General features: G+C 67.7%; 16 protein-coding genes. 6 read left to right on the forward strand and 10 right to left on the reverse strand.

Annotation, left to right across the window (positions count from 1 at the left end):
* Nucleotides 1-52: 52 nt before the first annotated feature.
* The 3 genes from QN239_RS26285 to QN239_RS26295 are packed head-to-tail and all read left to right on the forward strand — an operon-like array spanning nucleotide 53 to nucleotide 2,281.
* A complete protein-coding gene (locus tag QN239_RS26285; RefSeq protein ID WP_499014830.1) occupies nucleotides 53-652 on the forward strand; it encodes a LuxR C-terminal-related transcriptional regulator in 600 nt (199 codons plus the stop codon).
* Complete coding sequence (gene cobA / locus QN239_RS26290) at nucleotides 645-1,799, forward strand: uroporphyrinogen-III C-methyltransferase (protein WP_499014832.1); 1,155 nt, start codon at nucleotides 645-647, stop codon at nucleotides 1,797-1,799. The genes QN239_RS26285 and cobA overlap by 8 nt, the downstream gene beginning before the upstream one ends.
* Entirely contained in the window at nucleotides 1,796-2,281 is a 486-nt protein-coding gene (locus QN239_RS26295) for a phosphoglycerate mutase family protein (protein ID WP_499014833.1), read from the forward strand. Before cobA ends, QN239_RS26295 begins: the two co-directional genes overlap by 4 nt.
* On the opposite strand, the gene QN239_RS26300 is transcribed toward QN239_RS26295, so the two are convergent.
* Nucleotides 2,267-2,980, reverse strand: coding sequence for an MIP/aquaporin family protein (locus QN239_RS26300; protein WP_499014835.1), 714 nt, complete (start codon nucleotides 2,978-2,980; stop codon nucleotides 2,267-2,269). The two genes, QN239_RS26295 and QN239_RS26300, sit on opposite strands and share 15 nt — an antisense overlap.
* Before the next feature lie 279 nt (nucleotides 2,981-3,259).
* Here QN239_RS26300 and QN239_RS26305 point away from each other — a divergent pair, with 279 nt between their 5' ends.
* Nucleotides 3,260-3,658 (forward strand): GlcG/HbpS family heme-binding protein, encoded by a 399-nt coding sequence (locus QN239_RS26305; RefSeq protein WP_167156994.1) that lies wholly within the window; start codon nucleotides 3,260-3,262, stop codon nucleotides 3,656-3,658.
* Nucleotides 3,659-3,703: 45 nt separating this feature from the next.
* Here the strand turns inward: QN239_RS26305 and glpK are convergent, their stop codons facing one another.
* The 8 genes from glpK to eccCb form a co-directional block, all read right to left on the reverse strand.
* The gene (gene glpK / locus QN239_RS26310; RefSeq protein ID WP_187098354.1) at nucleotides 3,704-5,221 is read right to left on the reverse strand and encodes a glycerol kinase GlpK; all 1,518 of its coding nucleotides are present in this window, start codon (nucleotides 5,219-5,221) and stop codon (nucleotides 3,704-3,706) included.
* A gap of 51 nt (nucleotides 5,222-5,272) precedes the next feature.
* Nucleotides 5,273-5,713 carry a DUF779 domain-containing protein gene (locus QN239_RS26315; protein ID WP_499014837.1) on the reverse strand — a complete coding sequence of 147 codons (441 nt, stop codon included), beginning with the start codon at nucleotides 5,711-5,713 and terminating at the stop codon, nucleotides 5,273-5,275.
* 21 nt (nucleotides 5,714-5,734) lie between these two features.
* A complete protein-coding gene (gene adh / locus QN239_RS26320; protein WP_499016973.1) occupies nucleotides 5,735-7,258 on the reverse strand; it encodes an aldehyde dehydrogenase in 1,524 nt (507 codons plus the stop codon).
* Between the two features lie 100 nt (nucleotides 7,259-7,358).
* The gene (locus QN239_RS26325; RefSeq protein WP_170847331.1) at nucleotides 7,359-8,600 is read right to left on the reverse strand and encodes a helix-turn-helix domain-containing protein; all 1,242 of its coding nucleotides are present in this window, start codon (nucleotides 8,598-8,600) and stop codon (nucleotides 7,359-7,361) included.
* Between the two features lie 316 nt (nucleotides 8,601-8,916).
* Nucleotides 8,917-9,213 carry a WXG100 family type VII secretion target gene (locus tag QN239_RS26330; protein WP_499014839.1) on the reverse strand — a complete coding sequence of 99 codons (297 nt, stop codon included), beginning with the start codon at nucleotides 9,211-9,213 and terminating at the stop codon, nucleotides 8,917-8,919.
* A 9-nt stretch (nucleotides 9,214-9,222) separates the two neighbouring features.
* Nucleotides 9,223-9,531: a WXG100 family type VII secretion target gene (locus QN239_RS26335; protein WP_499014841.1), complete on the reverse strand. Its 309-nt coding sequence runs from the start codon at nucleotides 9,529-9,531 to the stop codon at nucleotides 9,223-9,225.
* Between the two features lie 75 nt (nucleotides 9,532-9,606).
* Nucleotides 9,607-10,749 carry a type VII secretion-associated protein gene (locus tag QN239_RS26340; protein WP_499014842.1) on the reverse strand — a complete coding sequence of 381 codons (1,143 nt, stop codon included), beginning with the start codon at nucleotides 10,747-10,749 and terminating at the stop codon, nucleotides 9,607-9,609.
* Nucleotides 10,731-14,339 carry a type VII secretion protein EccCb gene (gene eccCb / locus QN239_RS26345; RefSeq protein ID WP_499014844.1) on the reverse strand — a complete coding sequence of 1,203 codons (3,609 nt, stop codon included), beginning with the start codon at nucleotides 14,337-14,339 and terminating at the stop codon, nucleotides 10,731-10,733. The genes QN239_RS26340 and eccCb overlap by 19 nt, the downstream gene beginning before the upstream one ends.
* Nucleotides 14,340-14,436: 97 nt before the next feature.
* Between eccCb and eccD the strand changes: the two genes are divergently transcribed.
* Complete coding sequence (gene eccD / locus QN239_RS26350; protein ID WP_499014846.1) at nucleotides 14,437-15,756, forward strand: type VII secretion integral membrane protein EccD; 1,320 nt, start codon at nucleotides 14,437-14,439, stop codon at nucleotides 15,754-15,756.
* Nucleotides 15,753-17,111, forward strand: coding sequence for a type VII secretion-associated serine protease mycosin (mycP, locus tag QN239_RS26355; RefSeq protein ID WP_499016974.1), 1,359 nt, complete (start codon nucleotides 15,753-15,755; stop codon nucleotides 17,109-17,111). The genes eccD and mycP overlap by 4 nt, the downstream gene beginning before the upstream one ends.
* Here the strand turns inward: mycP and eccB are convergent.
* Nucleotides 17,040-18,425 (reverse strand): type VII secretion protein EccB, encoded by a 1,386-nt coding sequence (gene eccB, locus QN239_RS26360; RefSeq protein ID WP_499014848.1) that lies wholly within the window; start codon nucleotides 18,423-18,425, stop codon nucleotides 17,040-17,042. The two genes, mycP and eccB, sit on opposite strands and share 72 nt — an antisense overlap.
* Between the last annotated feature and the right edge of the window lie 37 nt (nucleotides 18,426-18,462).

Below are 18,462 nucleotides of genomic sequence, written 5' to 3' on the forward strand. Positions count from 1 at the left end.
GGACATATCAGCATCTTTCGATATTCCGGTGGTGTTGCGCACCGTGCTCGTGATGGACGACGAGCTACTGCGACACGGACTGATGCATATCGCGGCGCAACTGGGCGCGGTCCGGTTGGTCGGCGATCTGCAACGCGGCGCGGGGTTGGTGGACCGGCTGCGCGAGCTGGCGCCCGAACTCTTGGTCATCGGTGCCGAGGCCGGCCCGGATCTGCCCGCTCTGCTCGCCGAGCTCGACCCGGCACCGAGGGTGCTGGCCGTGATCGACGGGGACGACCCGCGTGAGCTGGCGCTGCCGCTGATCCGCGCCGGCGCCGACGGCCTGGTCGATCGGCGTTCCCCTTCGGACGAGCTGCGCGCAGCGTTCCTCCGGGTGATCGACGGTCACCACGCCCTCGATGCGCGCAGCGCAGATACCCTGATCGACGAACTGCGGGCCCAGACGGAGCCTGGCTATGCCCGTTTGCTGACCCGGCGCGAAGGCGAGGTACTCGGACTGCTCACCAACGGACTGGACAACCGCGCGATCGCCGGAACCCTTTTCATCTCGGAGGCCACTGTCAAGTTCCATCTGCACAACGTCATGGACAAATTCGGGGTGCACAACCGTGCCGCGCTGGTGGCGACGGTGCTGCGCGGACACCATGTCTGACGCCCTCGCCACGGACCTGGCCCCCGACGGACTCGACGGCGAGATCGCGCTGCGGCTGCCCGTCCGTCACCGTGAGGTGACGGTCGTGGGTACCGAAGATCGCGCACTCAGCGTCGTCGGCGCCCTGGTGGCGGCCGGCGCGGTGGTCACCGTGGTGTCCCCGCGACCGCCGGCCTATCTGTTCGACCTCGCCGATCGGGGTCTGATCACGTTGCGGGATAGAGATTTTCATCCGGCCGATATCGATATGGCCGAGCTGTTGTTCACCTACACGGGTATCCCGGGCACCGATCACACCATCGCCGAGCTGGCCCGCCAGCAAGGCGTGTTCTGCATCGGCTCGGACCAGTCGGCTTCCCGGCGCGACTCCCCCGCCACGGTCTCCCGTGGCCGGGTGATCATCGTCGGTGGCGGCCCCGGCGATCCCGGACTGCTCACCGTCGCCGGCCGAGCCGCGCTGGCCGCTGCCGATGTCATCGTCACCGACCGACTGGCACCCGTGGGGGCACTCCATGAGATCGCGCCCCGCGCTCAAATCATCGATGCCTCGAAGATCCCCGGCGGCCGACGGACCGAGCAGTACGAGATCAACGCGATGCTCATCGAGCACGCCCTGGCCGGGCGCACCGTGGTCCGGCTCAAGGGCGGCGACGGATTCGTCTTCGGCCGCGGCGGCGAGGAAGCCGACGAGTGTGTACGGGCCGGGGTCACCGTGGAGGTGATACCCGGCGTGAGTTCGGCGATCGCCGCGCCGGCCGCGGCGCTGATCCCGGTCACCCACCGCGGGCTCACCCAGGGCTTCACCGTGGTCTCCGGCCATGTTCCTCCCGACCATCCGGACTGCACGGTCGACTACGCCGCGCTGGCCCGCACCAATACGACGATCGTGCTGATGATGGCGGTCGGCAACCTGAATGCGATCACCCGGGCACTCATCGAGGCCGGTATGCCCGACACCACCCCGGCCGCGGTGATCGCCGATGGCACCCTCGCCGGTCAGCGCGAGTTGCGCGGCGATCTGGGCACCATCGCCGCCGCCGCGCACGCCGCCGGGGTACGGCCACCGGCCACCACCGTCATCGGTGCGGTGGCCGGCTTCGTCGCGGGGAGAGCGGCGCGACCGGTCGCCGCGCAACTGAGCAGTTGACGCCCGGACCGTCGCTCTGGGTGGTACGCCACGGTGAGTCGACCTGGAACGCCGAGGGCCGGATTCAGCGCCAGATCGCGCACCCATCGTTGACCGAACGTGGCCTGAGCCAGGCATTCGCCGCCGGTAACACCCTGCGGGACAAGGATATCGACCGCATCGTTACCTCTGACGCGGTGCGCGCGGCCCAGACCGCACGGGCCATCGCCGGCGTGCTGGGGGTGCCGGTATCCGCCGACGTCCGGTTTCGGGAACGTGGATGGGCCGCCCCGGGACGGCTGGAGGATCCCACCGAGCGGGTGCTGTCTGCGCTGTCTGATATCGCCGTCTCCGGCGACCGTGTCGCGATCATCACCCACGGCGATATCGTCTACTTGATCCGGGACATGCTCGGCGTCACAGGCGGCTGGGAATCCGGATCGGATGTCCCCAATGGCCTGGTCCTCGCACTGCGCCCGGACGCGCTGCTAGGCCGGCAGTAGCGCAGCCACGCCGGCCGCCAGGGCTGCACCGATCAGCGGGGCCACCACCGGTACCCAGGCGTAGTTCCAGCCCGCATCGGCCTTGCCCTTGATCGGCATCAGGGCGTACGCGAGGCGCGGGCCGAGGTCACGGGCCGGGTTGATGGCGTAGCCCGTGGGGCCACCCAGACCGAAGCCGATGGTGATGATCACGAAAGACACTGCGGCGTAACCGAGTGTCGAGTTGATCTGCGGGTTGGTCAGGATCCACAAGATCAGCACGAATGTCGCGATGACCTCGGTGACGATATTCCACGGAATCGCCCGCACGGCCGGCGAGGTGCAGAAGATGCCCCGCGTGCCGGAGTTGTCGTCGTTCTTGTCGAACTGCAACTTGAACGCGGCCCAGCACAACCAGGCGCCGAGGAAGCCACCCAGTAGTTGGCCGGCCCAGTAGACCGGGACCGACGACCACGGAATACCACCGGAGATCGCCACAGCCAGCGTCACCGCGGGGTTGATATGCGCTCCGGACGGACTGGCGATACTGGCGCCGGCGAACACCGCGAATCCCCAGCCAATCACGATGATCACCCAGTCGCCGCCACCGCCGTGGGAGAACGAGTTCTTCAGGACCACCGCGGCCACCGAGCCATTCCCGAGCAGACACAGCACCGCGGTGCCCAGGAACTCCCAGACGAAGATGTCGATATTCGACACTGACTCACCCTCTCTTGGCCACCAAAGATTCTGTGGCACAGTCTTTGTGCAGTCGCCGGGCGCGGTGGTGCTTTCTGCCGGTTCCCGCCCGCATACTGGCCGGGGGTGGGGCACAGCCTGACCCACGGGTGAGTTTTTGGCTAGGATCTGACGCCGCGACGCCGGAAGAGGTTGAAACACCTGCTCATTGCGGTTGCGGCCATTATGATCGACGACGGGTGACTGCACCCCCGTGAACGTCAAAATTATTGCGGGAAAACCGATTCGAAAGGTTCATCAATGAGCGCCATCAGTCTGTCAAGCGCCACCAGAGTCGTCGACGCGGCGATTGCGAAGGCTCGGGATATCGCGCAGCCGATGAACATCGCGGTCGTCGACGACGGCGGCCATCTGGTGGCATTCGCCAGGATGGACGGTGCCATCAAGGCGAGTATCGACATCTCGATCCGTAAGGCGCGCACGTCGATACTGATGAATGCTCCCACTAGTGCGCTCACCGCGATCGCCCAACCCGGCGCCGAACTCTATGGCCTGGAACAGACATGTGGCGGCCTGGTCATCTTCGGCGGCGGGATTCCGCTGACGGTCGACGGTGTGGTGGTCGGTGCGATCGGCGTCAGCGCGGGAAGTGTCGAGCAGGATGTCAAGGTGGCCGAGGCCGGGGTCGCGGCACTGTAGAGCCGACCGACGGCCCCGGCGCGGTGCACCGGGGCCGTCGCCCGGCTAGGAGACGTCCACCCAGTCCAGGGTGCGTTGCACGGCTTTCTGCCAGCCCGCGTACCCGCCCGCCCGCTGATCCTCCGACCAGGACGGCGACCACCGCTTGTCCTCCTGCCAGTTGGCCCGCAGGTCGTTCGGATCACTCCAGAACCCGACCGCCAGGCCCGCGGCGTACGCGGCACCCAACGCGGTGGTCTCTGCCACAACGGGTTTGACCACATCGACCCCCAGCACATCGGCCTGGATCTGCATGCACAACTCATTGGCGGTGATCCCGCCGTCCACCTTGAGCACCTCCAGGTGCACGCCCGAGTCGGCTTCCATCGCATCGACGACGTCGCGGCTCTGATAGCAGATCGCCTCCAGCGTCGCCCGCGCCACGTGCGCGTTGGTGTTGAACCGCGACAGCCCGACGATCGCGCCGCGGGCATCGGAGCGCCAGTACGGTGCGAACAGCCCGGAGAACGCCGGCACGAAATACACCCCGCCGTTGTCTTCGACCTGGCGGGCCAGCGCCTCACTTTGGGCGGCTCCGCTGATGATGCCCAGCTGATCACGCAGCCATTGCACGGCCGAACCGGTCACGGCGATCGAACCCTCAAGGGCGTAAACGGGTTTCGCGTCACCGAACTGATAGCACACGGTGGTGAGCAGCCCATTGTCCGAACGGACGATCTTCTCACCGGTGTTCAGCAACAGGAAATTGCCTGTGCCGTAGGTGTTCTTGGCCTCACCGGCCGCCAGGCAGACCTGGCCGACCATCGCGGCCTGCTGGTCGCCCAGAATGCCCGTCACCGGCACCTCGCCGCCCATCGGGCCCGCGGTCAGTGTCGTCCCATACGGGTCCGGCGACGAAGACGGCCTGATCTGGGGCAGCATCTGCCGCGGAATGCCGAAGAACGACAGCAGTTCGTCGTCCCAGTCGAGGGTCTCCAGGTTCATCAGCATGGTGCGGCTGGCGTTGGTGACGTCGGTGACATGCACTCCGCCGCGCGGACCCCCCGTCAGATTCCACACCACCCAGCTGTCGCTGTTGCCGAAGAGGGCATCGCCCTTTTCGGCGGCCTCGCGTACGCCGTCGACGTTCTCCAGAATCCACTGGATCTTGCCGCCGGAGAAGTACGTGGCCGGGGGCAGACCTGCTTTGCGGCGGATGACATCACCACGTCCGTCGCGGTCCAGTGCCGAGGCGATGCGATCGGTGCGGGTGTCCTGCCAGACGATGGCGTTGTAGTACGGCCTGCCGGTCTTCTTGTTCCACACCAGCGTGGTCTCTCGCTGGTTGGTGATACCCAGCGCTGCAATGTCATTGGGCTGCAGATTGGTGTTGTTGAGCACCGAGGTGAGCACCGACGCGGTGCGCTCCCAGATCTCCACCGGGTTGTGTTCCACCCAGCCGGCCTGCGGCAGGATCTGTTCGTGTTCGAGTTGATGCCGCCCCACCTCGGCACCGGCGTGATCGAAGATCATGGCGCGGGTACTGGTGGTGCCCTGATCTATGGCTGCGACGAAATCGGGCAACACTGCTCCTCATCTTCGAAGGTGATTGAACTCGAACATCTTCGGGATTCGCTACCGTCGCACCCCCTGCTCGGCGGCGCCGGAAGTCACGATGCATCCTCGCACGGAGCGCGGCAGCACCGCGGCGTTTCGCTCCGGCACGACGCGCGCCCGAGACAGGAAGCGCAGGCCGACTGATGCTTCCAGACTGAACCCCGCGGCACGGCCGGGCACCACGTCGATCACCAACTGGCTGTGTTCCCACACCGTGTACTGCGGACCGGAAAGCCAGACCGGAACACCATAGGGTTGGCGCTCGGAGACCACGTCGAGCACACCGAGCAGCACATCGCTGTCCCCGATCGCGTACTCGCCCACCGGGTAGCACATCGGAGACGATCCGTCAGAGGCGCCGCCGGACTGGTGAAACATCAAGGCGCCGTACCGGTTCTGCAGACGTAACACGAGGTCGGCGGCACCCCGGGTGATCAGCACCCTGGTTGCTTGAGACATGGCAGCATCCTCCGGCGTGGATCAGAAGAAGCCGGCGGCGTTTTCGCTGTAGCTGACCAGCAGGTTCTTGGTCTGCTGGTAATGATCGAGCATCATCTTGTGGTTCTCCCGGCCGATACCGGACTGCTTGTACCCACCGAACGCCGCATGCGCCGGGTACTGGTGATAACAATTCGTCCACACCCGACCGGCCTTGATATCACGCCCCGCCCGATACGCGGTATTACCGCTACGACTCCACACCCCCGCACCCAACCCATACAAGGTGTCATTGGCCTGCGCGATCGCATCCGCATAATCAGTGAACGACGTCACCGCCACCACCGGCCCGAAAATCTCCTCCTGGAAAATCCGCATCTTGTTATGACCGGTGAAAATCGTCGGCGCCACATAAAAACCACCACCCAGATCCCCACCGAGCTCGGCACGCTCACCACCGGTAAGCACCTGCGCCCCCTCACCCTTACCGATCTCGATATACGACAGAATCTTCTCCAACTGATCATTGGAGGCCTGCGCACCGATCATCGTCTCGGTATCCAACGGATCCCCCTGGCGCACCGCCTTCGTCCGGATCGCCGCCAACGCCAAAAACTCGTCATAGATATCAGCCTGAATCAACGACCGCGACGGACACGTACACACCTCACCCTGATTCAGGGCGAACATCGTGAACCCCTCCAACGCCTTATCCTGATAGGCATCGTTGCTCGCCAGCACATCACTGAAGAAAATATTCGGCGACTTCCCACCCAGCTCCAAAGTCACCGGGATCAGATTCTGGGACGCGTACTGCATGATCAACCGACCCGTGGTCGTCTCGCCGGTGAACGCGATCTTCGCGATCCGATTCGACGACGCCAGCGGCTTACCCGCCTCCACCCCGAACCCGTTCACGATGTTCACCACACCGGCGGGCAACAAATCCCCGATGATCGAGAACAAATACAAAATCGACGCCGGAGTCTGCTCAGCCGGCTTCAACACCACCGCATTACCCGCCGCCAACGCCGGCGCCAACTTCCACACCGCCATCAAAATCGGGAAATTCCACGGAATGATCTGCCCCACCACACCCAACGGCTCATGGAAGTGATACGCCACGGTGTCCTCGTCGATCTGCGACAACGACCCCTCCTGGGCGCGCAGCACGCCGGCGAAATACCGGAAATGATCCACCGCCAACGGAATATCAGCGTTCAGCGTCTCCCGGACCGGCTTGCCGTTATCCCACGACTCCGCCACCGCGATCGACTCCAGATTCTCCTCAATCCGATCCGCGATCCGGTTCAACACCAACGCCCGCTCCGCCGGACTGGTCTTACCCCAGGCCGGGGCCGCCGCATGCGCGGCATCCAACGCCAACTCCACATCAGCCTCATCCGAACGCGGGATCTCACAAAACACCTGCCCCGTCACCGGCGTCGGATTCTCGAAATACCGGCCGGCCACCGGAGCCACCCACTGCCCACCAATGAAATTGCCATAACGGGACTCAAAAGACATCAAAGCGCCTTCAGTACCCGGGCGCGCATAAACAGTCATGGAGATCTCCTGCAGAGGACAGCGAAGTGTGTCGGTCGTCACTAAATGTACGAATGGCAGGGTTGCACCACCGTTGCACGGGGTGCCGGATACGGGCGGTTCAGCCCAGTTCGAAGTCGAGCCCGGCGAGGTGTCCGCCGGCCTGCGCGCGTCCCACGGGACCGATCGAGGCACTGTTGCGCAGCGCCTCCCAACCCTCCCGATCGTCGCGGCCCTCCGGAAGGTCCAGCCAGCGCCGCAGCGGGGACATATCGCCGCGCGAACACTCGGCGAGCACCGCACCGCGCATACTCGCCGACAGCTGCATGCGTAGCCGCGCGATCGACGGTGACACCGACTGAGGCAGCAACGGACCGTGGTAGGCGGCCAGCGCGGACTCGACATCGCCGAGGTCAAGGGCGTCGAAGACCTCACCGATATCGGTGGTGATCGGGACCAGCAGGCGATACGGACGGGACTCCAGGTACTCGGCGCCGATGACCTTGCGCAGCCGCGACATCTCGGCCCGCACCGTCACCACGTCCAGGTCCTTGTCGTCGAGAAGGACGGCCAGGTGGTCTGCGGACAATCCCTCGGGGTGCCTGCTGAGCAGCACCAGGATGTCGGCGTGTCGCCCGGTCAGCATCGTTGCGCGGAGGTGACCGTAGACGTCGGTGGTCACCCAACGCGGGCGGTCTGCGCCCAACACGACCAGGTGCGGCTTGCGCGTCGCCGGTTCCGGGACGCTCCCGGTCAGCCGCAGCAGGGCCAGATGATTCTCCACAGCCAACGCGGTGGCCCTGACCAGCGCCAACGTTTGGGCCGACGCGGCCTGGGCGCCCCCGGTGAGGTCGATGGCGCCGAGCAGTGCCCCCGTGTCCGGGTCGTGCAGGGGGGTGGCGGTACAGCTCCACGGCTGCACGACGCGGGAGAAGTGCTCCGAACCCCTGATCTGCAGCTCGCGGTCCAATGCCAGCGCGGTGCCGGGCGCATTGGTGCCTGCGCTGCGCTCACTCCAATCCGCACCGGGCACGAAGTTCATCTGCTCGGCTCTGCGGCGCGCTCTCGGGTCGCCCTCGACCCACAGCAGGGTGCCGTCGGCCGAGGTGACGGCCACGACAACGCCCGCATCCACGGCATCGTCGACGAGTAGCCGACGGATCACCGGGAGTGCGGGTGCCAGCGGGTGGGAATCACGCAGTTTTGCGATGCCGGAGCCCACCGCGGCGGGCCGGGCCCGATCGAAGTCTGGATCCACGCCCTTGGCGAGGCTGCGCTGCCAGCTCTTGGCGACCACCGGCCGCACCGTCGTCGGTTCCAGCTCAGCGACGTCGACCTCGCCTGCGACGAAAAGTTCGTGCACAGCACGAAGCTCCCGAGCACTCGGCCCCTTGGTCGTCCTCACAGATGATCACGCTCCCGATCACGGCCCGACGCCTCACTGCCTCGGCCGCATCCCACACCATAGCCCTTATCTCCGGCCCCGGGGAGGATCCCGACGAGGAGCCGAACAGACCGCCGAACAGAACTTGCGCATCCGGCCACTCGTGAGTGGCATGTCCGACAGGACATTTGAGTGCGTTTGTCACTTCTGCACGCACCGAGCTGGTGTGACTGCGCGGTCCCGCCGGTCCTCCCCCCCGGCGGGACCGCGCAGGTTTCATGGCAACGCCGAGGAGTCAGTAACCCCAGGCATTGGCGGCTTGCCGGTCGGTTGCGGCGATCTCGTCAGCGCCGTCGCGGACCGCGTTTCCCAGCCGGAACAGGATGTCCTGCAAGGCCGATGCCGACTGGTCCCAGCGCATCTGTTCAATCCGGTAGGCCTCGGCGGCGTGGCGGGTCCAGGTCTGCTGCAGTGGCGTGATCTGTGCCCGCAACTCTTCCAGCGCCACACTCAGCCGCGCCGAGGTGGTGTGAATCTCCTGGCGGACCGTGTACTCGATCTCGTCGAAGTTGTAGGACAGCGTGGCATCCATCGTGACTCCTTACAGGTGGGTGGTAATGGCGGCGATCTGCTGGGAATGGTTGTCGCCGGCCTCGCGCAGGGTGCGCTCGTTGAGCCGGATGGTTTCGGAGATCCGCGCCAAGGCGTTGTGTAATGCCGTCGATTCGGCGTTCCACCGCTCGACGACCTCGCGGAAACGCACCGCCGCGGCACCGCCCCACACCGACGGCGGGACGGAACTCATCCGCCCGATGAACGATCCGAGCATGGCCCGGATCTCCTCGTTACGCGTGTCGATCTGTCCTGCCACCACGTGCATGAGATCGAAATCGGTGTTCAGCGAAGCCATCTGAGTCCTCTCGTCGGGTACTACTGAGGTTCGACGCAGCGGGCGGCGTTTCGGTTCCATTGATCCGGATCTTGCTCACCGCACGCTGTGGGCGGATGCGATGGTCTGGTCACAGATCTCCCGCGCATCCCGGGCGGTGGTGCTCTGGCATCCGACGGCGATCCGCACTCCGCCCTCGAGGAAGACGGACCATTCGATCTTCCTGTCTGCCCTGGCCTCGGTGTAACTGATCACGGGCCGGCCGGCGCGCTGTCCGGTGGCCTCGAAATCGGTGAACACCGTGGGGTCTTCCCTGCGCAGTGCGGTGGCGAGAGTCGTTGCCGTCGTAGCCATATCGACTTCGGCCGGTGACTGCACGATGAGCAGCGCACGCTCGCCGCCGGATTCGGTGACCTGGACGCGACGCGACCCGGTTCCGGCGGTGATCCGTTCGACCACCCAGTCTGCGGGAACCCTTGCGGCGACCCGGCCTTCCGTGATCAACACCGTTGTGCGGTCCGATGGTTCGCGTGGTGAGCGATGCAGTGCCACCGCCACGGCGGTCGCCGCGGCCAGCAGACACACGACGACCACCCATGGCAACCGGTGGCGCGGCGGGTCGGCGGGCGACGCGCACATGTCGCCGGCAGTCTGGAGCAACTGATGGTCGCCGACGATGGCGACGTCGCCGCCCCGCTGCAGGCCGGCGGCCGTCTCGGTGGCGACCGCCCGCGCGCCCGCGATGCCGCCCGGCACATCGATGAGCACCGAGGCGGGCTCGTCGAGGCCGGCCGCCACTGCTGCGGCCACCCCGGTGCGCCTCGGGACGACGAGCAACGTGGTGTCCGCTGTCGCAGCGAGGACGAACTCGTCTGTGATCTCCACGATGATGTCGGCGCCAGGATGTCGGCGCCGATGTACTTGCGCCCGGGTCACCACGACGGCGTCGGCGCAGGCCCCAGTGGCCGCCGCGCGGATACGGTCCAGCCGCGCCGGCGGCCACCACCCGGGGCAGACGAGCACCAGTCCGTCGGCGACCCGGCGGTCGCCCCCCACCGCGGTGCCGATGATCTCCCTCAGCACCGAATCCACCGATACCGGCAGATCGTCGATGATCGTGTCGCGGTCGTCGAGGAAATCCATTCCCGCCCTGACCAATTCGCCGCTCACGGGGCACGGGCCGCGCACCGTCGCCGGGCCGAAGAGCACCGCGACCGCCGTCACTGCGGCTCGGTCCACGCGAGCTGAACCCGTTCGGCCGCAGATCCCCGGAGGATGAGGGTGGCCCGGCCCGGTGGCAGCGGCACCGGGCGCACCGAGCCGAGCAATGCCCCCTCCTCGGGCCCCGCACTCATCATCAGGCCGGCGCTACCCAATTCGCGCAGCCGGGCCAGAAACGGGTCGAACATGGCCCGGGCGGCTCCGCCGGAGCGCCGCGCAACGATGATGTGCAGGCCTACGTCCTTGGCATGGGGTAGATATTCCAGCAGCGGGCTCAGCGGGTTTCCGCCGTCCGCCGCGACCATGTCGTAATCGTCGATCACGACGTACATTTCCGGCCCGGACCACCATGAGCGGTCACGCAACTGTTGTTGCGATACGTCGAGTCCCGGTAGCCGGGAGCGCAGCTGCTCCAGCATGGGCGGCAGTTGGGCCGCTACGGCCTCGGCCGATATCGCGTACCCGGCCAGATGTTCCGATTCCACCACGCCGAGCAGGCTGCGCCGGTAGTCCACGATGAGCAACCGGACGGCGTCGGCACCATTGGAACGCGTCAGCGCACGGCACAGGGTGCGCAACGCCGCCGTCTTGCCGCATTCGCTCTCACCGAGCACGATGAGGTGACCGTGCTTGCGGAAGTCGATCGTCACCGGCTGCATCCGGCTCTCCCCTAGGCCGACGGCAACCGTGGTCGAAGCAGCCCCTTCGGGTGTCGAGCCGCCGGACCAGCGGACCATGGCAGGCAGCACCTCGATCCGGGAGATCGCGTGCGCGGCGTGCCGGGTACGCAAGGCCTGCACCGCCGCAGGCGTATCCAGGCCGAACAGGGTCGGGCATGCGATCAACAGGGACAGCCCGTCGCGGTTGAGACCGGTGCCGGGCCCGCGGTGGGCGAGCAGCCGTGCCCGCTTGCGGTCCATCTCCGACTCGGCGGGATCGCCGAGTCGGAGTTCGATGCGGGTACCCAGGTGATCCTTGAGCGCGGGCCGCAGGTCCGCCCAGCGGGACGCGGCGACGACGACGTGGATCCGATGCGCGAGACCCTGCACCGCCAGCGCCGTGATCGCTTCCTCCAAGCCGTCGCATTCCTGCCGCATGGCCGCCCACCCGTCGACGATCAGGAAGATGTCACCGTGCTCATCGCGCACCCCCGCTTCCCGTCTCCGCAGCACGTCGTGGACATGCGCGACGGCCCGGCGGGCCAGCTCGGCATCCCCGAGTCCGGCGCACACACCCGTGTGGGGCAACGCGTCCAGCGAGGACAGCGCGCCGCCACCGAAATCCAGCAGGTAGCAGCGCACCTCGCCCGGATCATGGGTCGCCGCCAGCGCCAGGATGAGGGAGCACAGCGCGGTGGATTTTCCCGACCGGGTGGCACCGATCACCGCGGCGTGCCCGGCAGCGCCCGCGAAGTCCACCATCAGGGGCTCGTGACGTTGCCCGAAAGCGTTGTCCACCAGACCGATCGGTACCCGAAGCCGGCCGGACCCGTGCGCGGCGAGGAGATCGCCGAGGGCCGGCGGTTCGTCCAGCGGCGGGAGCCAGACCCGGTGTGCGGGGACGCCGCGGCCGGTCAGTCGGTCCAGTACGGCATCGAGCATCGTGGGCGCCGCCGATACCTCGTTGTGCATGTCTCTCCCGGCGGGTGCGGCGGTGAACAGGCATGGCGCACCCGAGACGTTCGGTGCCGGCCCGCCCACCGGCCCCGAGACGAACGCGGTGCGGAAGCGGACCGTCTCCCCTGACGGCGTCCTCAGATAAGCGGAGCCGGGCGCGGCCGGTAGATGGTAGGCGTCCGGAATTCCCAGTACGGCCCGGGACTCGCCGGTGGAGAACGTCTTCAGGCACACGCGATAGGACAGGTGGGTGTCGAGCCCGCGCATCCTGCCCTCGTCGAAGCGCTGACTCGCCAGCAGCAGATGCATCCCCAGAGAGCGGCCGACCCGTCCGATCGCCACGAAGAGCTCGGCGAAATCCGGTTGTCGGCTGAGCAGTTCGGAGAACTCGTCGACGATGATGAACAACACCGGTAGTGCGGGCAGGTCAGCGCCGGCCGCCCGCGCCTGCCGGTAGTCGTGCACACCGGCCAGGTTTCCTGCCGCCCGAAGTAGTTCCTGTCTGCGGTTCATCTCACCGGTCAGCGCATCCCGCATGCGGTCCACCAGGTGTGCTTCGTCGGCGAGGTTGGTGATGACGGCCGCGACGTGCGCGGCGCGGTCCAGCCCGAGGAACGTCGCACCACCTTTGAAATCGATCAGCGCGAGATTCAGTTCCTCGGGTGGGTGCGTCGCGATCAGCCCGAGGATCAAGGTCCGCAGGAACTCTGACTTCCCGGAGCCCGTCGCACCGATACACAGTCCATGTGGCCCCATGCCGCCGTGCGCGGCCTCCTTGATGTCCAGGACGACGGGACGACCTGGGGCACTGTCGGTGTCTTCGGTGAACCCGATCGGCACCCGGAGCCGCAGCCCGTCCGTGCGTGGACGCCACGCCACGTCCGGATCGAGGGCTCCGGACGCCCCGATGCCGATCAGTTCGGGCCAACCCGTCACCGCCCCGGCCGATCGGTCGGGCATATGCGGCGCCAGGCGGCGGGCGCAGATCAGCGCCTCGGCCAGACTGATTCCATCCGCGCGGCATCCGGGCGGAAGGCCCGCGGCCCCGACGTCGGAGATGTCGATCACCGTGACACCGGCACCGACCTCTGTTGCCGGTACGTCCACGCCGTCCACCACGATCACCACCTGGACGGCACGCAGCGCCCGGCAAGCTTCCCGCGCTGCATCGAGATCGGGGAAAGTGAGCCGGCGTGGACCCGCAGCATCGACCACCTCGTGGTCGCGGTGGTGCGGCAGCCATTTCAGCCAGTCCCAGTGCCCGTCGCCGACCGGTACCACGGCCGCGATCCTGACATCGCGTGGACTGTGCAGCATGGCCAGTTGACAGACCATGGCGCGCAGCAGGTTCCGCGCCGAAGCGCGGTCCATGCCGATCGGCACCCGGGGACAATCCGCCAGCCGCAGCGTGACCGGCACGTCGTCGAGCAACGCGCAACGGTCCAGGACGTCCTTCAGCGCACCGACGGTCACCGGGTCGGTCTCCTCGTCCGTGCCGGCCGGCGGAGCTATCAAGGGTGTCGACAGCGCCACTGCGCCGAGCCCCACCCTGATCACCCCGAAGTCCGGGCCGCCGGGGCGGCGTTCCCACATGCGCGCCCCACCGGCCATCGTCCACAACGCGGCCGGATCCGGGTGGGTCCAGTGCAACACCTGATGTTGCCGGCGTGCCGTCTCCGTGGCGTCGTCGACCACTGCGTCGAGATACCGAAGATAGCCGCGGCGCCCCGCATCGATCTCTCCGGTACGGCCGCGGAAGGTGTGCGCCAAGGTACCCATCGCCGACGCCAGCATCATGACGGGAAAGAGCAGGAAGATCGGATTGCGGGCAGCCGACTGCCCCGAGGTCAGGTACACCGCGACCATACCGCCGACGGCCACCAGCATCACCAGCGGAAGCAGGCGCGCCAACGGGTTGGCCGGAGGGACGGCAGGCAGGTCCGGTGGGCGCCGCAGCTCCACCGGTCCCGAAGCCGGCGGCGGAGGCTTCACAAGTTCCACACCGGGTTCGACGCATCAGGGCGCCGGTCGGTTCCACCCGATTTTGGTGCGTCACCACCGATCTCCGGGTGGCTACCGTGGAAGCAGCGTGAGGGGGTTCACTGCGGTGGAGGATTCGCTGTGCCGGGTGGCGGTCGCATGGTCGGGCGAGATGACCGATCTGGTCCTGCCGAGATCTGTACCGCTGGCGGCATTGTTGCCCGAGGTCGTCGATCTCGTGGCCGGTTCCGGTGTGCGCACGGAGAACGCCCGCACCTGGCGGCTCCACCGGGTGCCCGAGGGGCCGCTCGATGAGTCGATGACCTTGCAGGAGTGCGGTATTCAGGACGGCGACATCCTGACCATGTCAGGTGTCTCCGCGCCGGCGTTCCTGCCCTCCGCACGCGGCGATTTCCGCACCGTGATCTCGGCCGGGGCGCCTCGACACGAGGCTCGGGCACCCGAGGCGTGGGCGTGGTGCGTCACGATCGCCGTCACCACCCTGATGTACACGCTGACGGGGAACGGCCATCCGGCAGCGGCGGCGGCCGTCGCCGCGTTCATCGCCGGCCTGTCCGCCGTGGTCGCCCGTCGCGCTCCCGGTGCACGCACCGCAGCGTGCACGGTCGCGGTCGTGTTCAGCGCAGCCGCAGGCCATCTCGCCACCGGAGCGGCGCTGCATGCCCCCGGAGTGCTGTTGGGATCCGCCGCCGCCGCGTTGACCTCGGTCGTACTCGGACGGCTGAGTGCCTGCGGTACCGCGCTTCTCACCGCGTACGCCACGTACGCGTTCCTGCTCGCGGTGGCGACCGCCCTCGCCGTGATCACCCCGGTCGGGGTCATCGTCATTGCCGCCATCCTGGTGGTCACCGCGCTGGCCGGCGTGGGTACCGCGGCCCGGTTGACGATCGCGCTGACGGGTTTGGCGCCGGTGATCCCCGATCATGGCGATTCGCGCATCACCGATCGACGCGCCGGGTACGCCGGCGAGGTGCTGGCCGGCATCGTGTCAGGTGGCGCCGCCGCAGCCGCGACGGGTTCTGTCCTGATGGCGGTGGGCTGCGCCCGGGCCGGCACGGAACCGTCGGCGGGGCCGTTACTGGTCGCCGTGGTGGCCGGCGCGCTGTTTCTGCGGTCGCGACTGTACGCCGACAGCTCGTGCCGGATCGCTCTGGTCACAGGTGGATTGATCAGTGCCACAGCGGCTTCCGCGATACTGCTGATGACGGTTCCGGCTCAGGCCGGTTGGATCGCGGTGACGACGGTAGGGGTGACCGGCGGGTTGTACGCGCAGCGCCACACCTTCGGCCCGGTGTGGGTCCGCGGCGTCGATGTGCTGGAACACGCCCTGTTGGTTGCCGCTGTCCCGTTGGCCGGATGGGCCGCCGGAGTCTTCGGTATCGCGCGGCATATGGATCTGCCGTGGTGACGCGGGTGACCCGGCCGATTGCCGCGGCTGCGCTTGTCATCTCATCGCTGAGCTCGGCCCCGCCGGCGCACGCGGTCGGTCCGCCGACGGTGGACGGTACGTTGCTGCCTGCCCCGGGCCCGGCAGCAGCCCCCTACCGAACAGAGCAATTCAAGGCATGTTCCACGACCAGCGGGGCCGCCGGGTCCCGTCGAGTCCCGGTCCGGCCCGATCTGCGAGCGGCGTGGGCAGTGACCCGGGGAACCGGTCAGACGGTGGCCGTGATCGACACCGGGGTCGCGCGCCATCGGCTCCTGCCCCGCCTGATACCCGGCGGCGACTTCGTCTCCACCGGTGACGGGACGCAGGACTGCGACGGGCACGGAACCATCGTCGCCGGCCTCATCGGTTCGGCACCCGACGAGGAGTCCGGATTCAGTGGGGTCGCGCCTGAAGCGACGATTCTCGGTATCCGGCAGTCCAGCAGCCGATTCCGTGAAGTCGGCGGAGCTGAGGGCGTCGGCGACGTCGACACCCTGGCGGCATCGGTACGTCTGGCGGCGGACCTCGGTGCGACGGTCATCAACATCTCCACCGTGGCCTGCGTCGCGGCTGGTGAGGCCCTCGACGATCGGGCACTCGGGGCCGCCCTGGCCTACGCAGTGGAGGTGAAGAACGCGGTGGTGGTGGCGGCCGCGGGCAACGTGGGCGGACATGGCAGCTGTCCGAAGCAGAATCCGACATCCGGGAGCGTCCCGGACTGGGAGCGCGTGGAGGTCGTGGCGAGCCCGTGCTGGTACGACGAGTACGTGCTGACCGTCGGGTCGGCACGCACCGACGGTATGCCGTCGGAGTTCACGCTGGGCGGCCCCTGGGTGGATGTGGCCGTGCCCGCCGAAGCGGTGGTGTCACTGAGCCCGTCCGGCGAAGGCCTGGTGGACCAGGCTCCCGATGACGCTGCACCGCAGACTATTTCCGGAACCAGCTATGCCGCACCGATCGTCGCGGGGATTGTGGCGCTGCTGCGGTCGGCTATGCCGAACCTGACCGCACGCCAGGTGATGAAGCGGATCGAGGACACCGCGCTCACCCCGGGATCCGGATGGAATCCGTTTGTCGGGCAGGGAATCGTCGATGTGGTGGGCGCACTCGACGGTGTCGTACCCGATATCTCGGGCGCCTCCCCCGCCGTGCGCGCAGTACCACCGGCGGTCGAGCGCCCTTCGTCGGGTACCGGCCGGCGGGCGCTCGTGGGCGCAGCACTGTGTATGACCGCCGCCGCGGTGTTGATCTCGTCGGCGCGTCTACGCCGGCGGCGTGATCCCGTCACGTTGGACGGACGAAGCGGCACTGCTGAGCGCTGGTCCCCGCGGTAGCGCGGCGAGGATCGGCCACGGCCCGCTGTCAGGTGTGCCGGGCAATCCCAGACTCTGCGCGGTCTCCGGGCTCTCGAGTCCGTACGCCACACCCGCCTGGTCGATGAGGAACAGCGGTCCGGTCGCCGCGCCCGCCCCCGCTGCGCCCGTCGCGTGCACGTACGCGCCATCCGGGATCGCGACGGCATCGATGTGCGGGCCGTCCCCGTCGGCTTGGGCCAAGGCGATCGTCGGAAATTGCGTCGGCGGGGACTTGTCGACCGTCGCGGTGACATCCGGCGCGGCACCCGTGCCCGAGGGCACCCAGCGCACGCACACCTGCCCCGCGAGGTCACGTCCGGCCGGCGTCGCGCCGCTGCGCGGGAGATACCGCAGCGGCAATGCCTCGACCACGGGGATCTCGGCGATCCGATCCGCGGGAACGTCTCGAACCGGTTCGCCTTGTACGACGGCGAATCGGATGAGATCGGCCGCCACCGGTCCGATCCGCTGTATCCCGGATGTGAGTACGACGTAATGGTCGGGTGCGGCGTCGGTGCGGCGCACCTGAAGTACCGAACCCACCCGGCTGCCGGGCAGGCGCGACGGACCGGGTTCGCCGAGCCCCTCGATGACGGGTACACCGATGGCGGCGACCTCGGGCACCAGATTCAGCATCGCTCGCGAGATGGTCAGTGGCTCAACATGGTCGAGACGCAAGGCCCTCGTCACGGGCCGGTCCCGCAAGTCGACGAGGGCTCGCCGGCCGTCGAAGAGCAGGTAGACGGTGGCCGCGCCCTCACCGGCCGGGCGGACGAGCAGCGGCGGCGCGCTCTCGGCGCCGTGGGCCGCGCCGACGAACACCGTGGTCGCTTCGCCGCCGTCGCACACCGTCCACGCCACTGCCGCCGAAGGCACGGTGGGCAACGCCGTCGGTGCCCCCGGGATACCCATCAGGGGACCGCGTTTGGCCACCGAGATACTCGCGGCGCTGACAAGTGCCGGCGTCGCGGGCGTGCGGGCGATCAACCGGGCCGACGCCAGATTCATTGCCGGATGGAGCGTGTCGCCCACCCGCACATAGATCGTCCCCGACTCGCGAGCCATGACGATCGGCGCATCGCCGATGGTGCCGCGCGGTCTGATCACTGCCAACGCGACGCACACGCCCATGACCACGACGGTCAGCACCGCACCGGCGGCAAGAGCCAGCGAGTGCGCCCGGATCGGGTCGCCGAGCATGCGGGTGTCGCGGCACGCCAGTGCGTATTCCATTCGCCGCAAAAGAAAGCGGTGCCCGCTGGCCTGTAGTTTGGTGGTCGCGTTCCGGTCCATGTGTCCCCGGTTTCGAGCCTAAGGGCATTCCGGCGAC

It is taken from the genome of Mycolicibacterium sp. Y3 (genome assembly GCF_051188035.1).
In the GTDB taxonomy this organism is placed as follows: domain Bacteria; phylum Actinomycetota; class Actinomycetes; order Mycobacteriales; family Mycobacteriaceae; genus Mycobacterium; species Mycobacterium fluoranthenivorans.

Coding starts and splice junctions, on each gene's coding strand:
- QN239_RS26285 (WP_499014830.1), top strand. CDS start 53: ATGGACGACGAGCTACTGCGACACGGACTGATGCATATCGCGGCGCAA.
- cobA (WP_499014832.1), top strand. CDS start 645: ATGTCTGACGCCCTCGCCACGGACCTGGCCCCCGACGGACTCGACGGC.
- QN239_RS26305 (WP_167156994.1), top strand. CDS start 3,260: ATGAGCGCCATCAGTCTGTCAAGCGCCACCAGAGTCGTCGACGCGGCG.
- QN239_RS26315 (WP_499014837.1), bottom strand. CDS start 5,713: ATGTCTCAAGCAACCAGGGTGCTGATCACCCGGGGTGCCGCCGACCTC.
- adh (WP_499016973.1), bottom strand. CDS start 7,258: ATGACTGTTTATGCGCGCCCGGGTACTGAAGGCGCTTTGATGTCTTTT.
- QN239_RS26330 (WP_499014839.1), bottom strand. CDS start 9,213: ATGGATGCCACGCTGTCCTACAACTTCGACGAGATCGAGTACACGGTC.
- QN239_RS26335 (WP_499014841.1), bottom strand. CDS start 9,531: ATGGCTTCGCTGAACACCGATTTCGATCTCATGCACGTGGTGGCAGGA.
- eccB (WP_499014848.1), bottom strand. CDS start 18,425: ATGGACCGGAACGCGACCACCAAACTACAGGCCAGCGGGCACCGCTTT.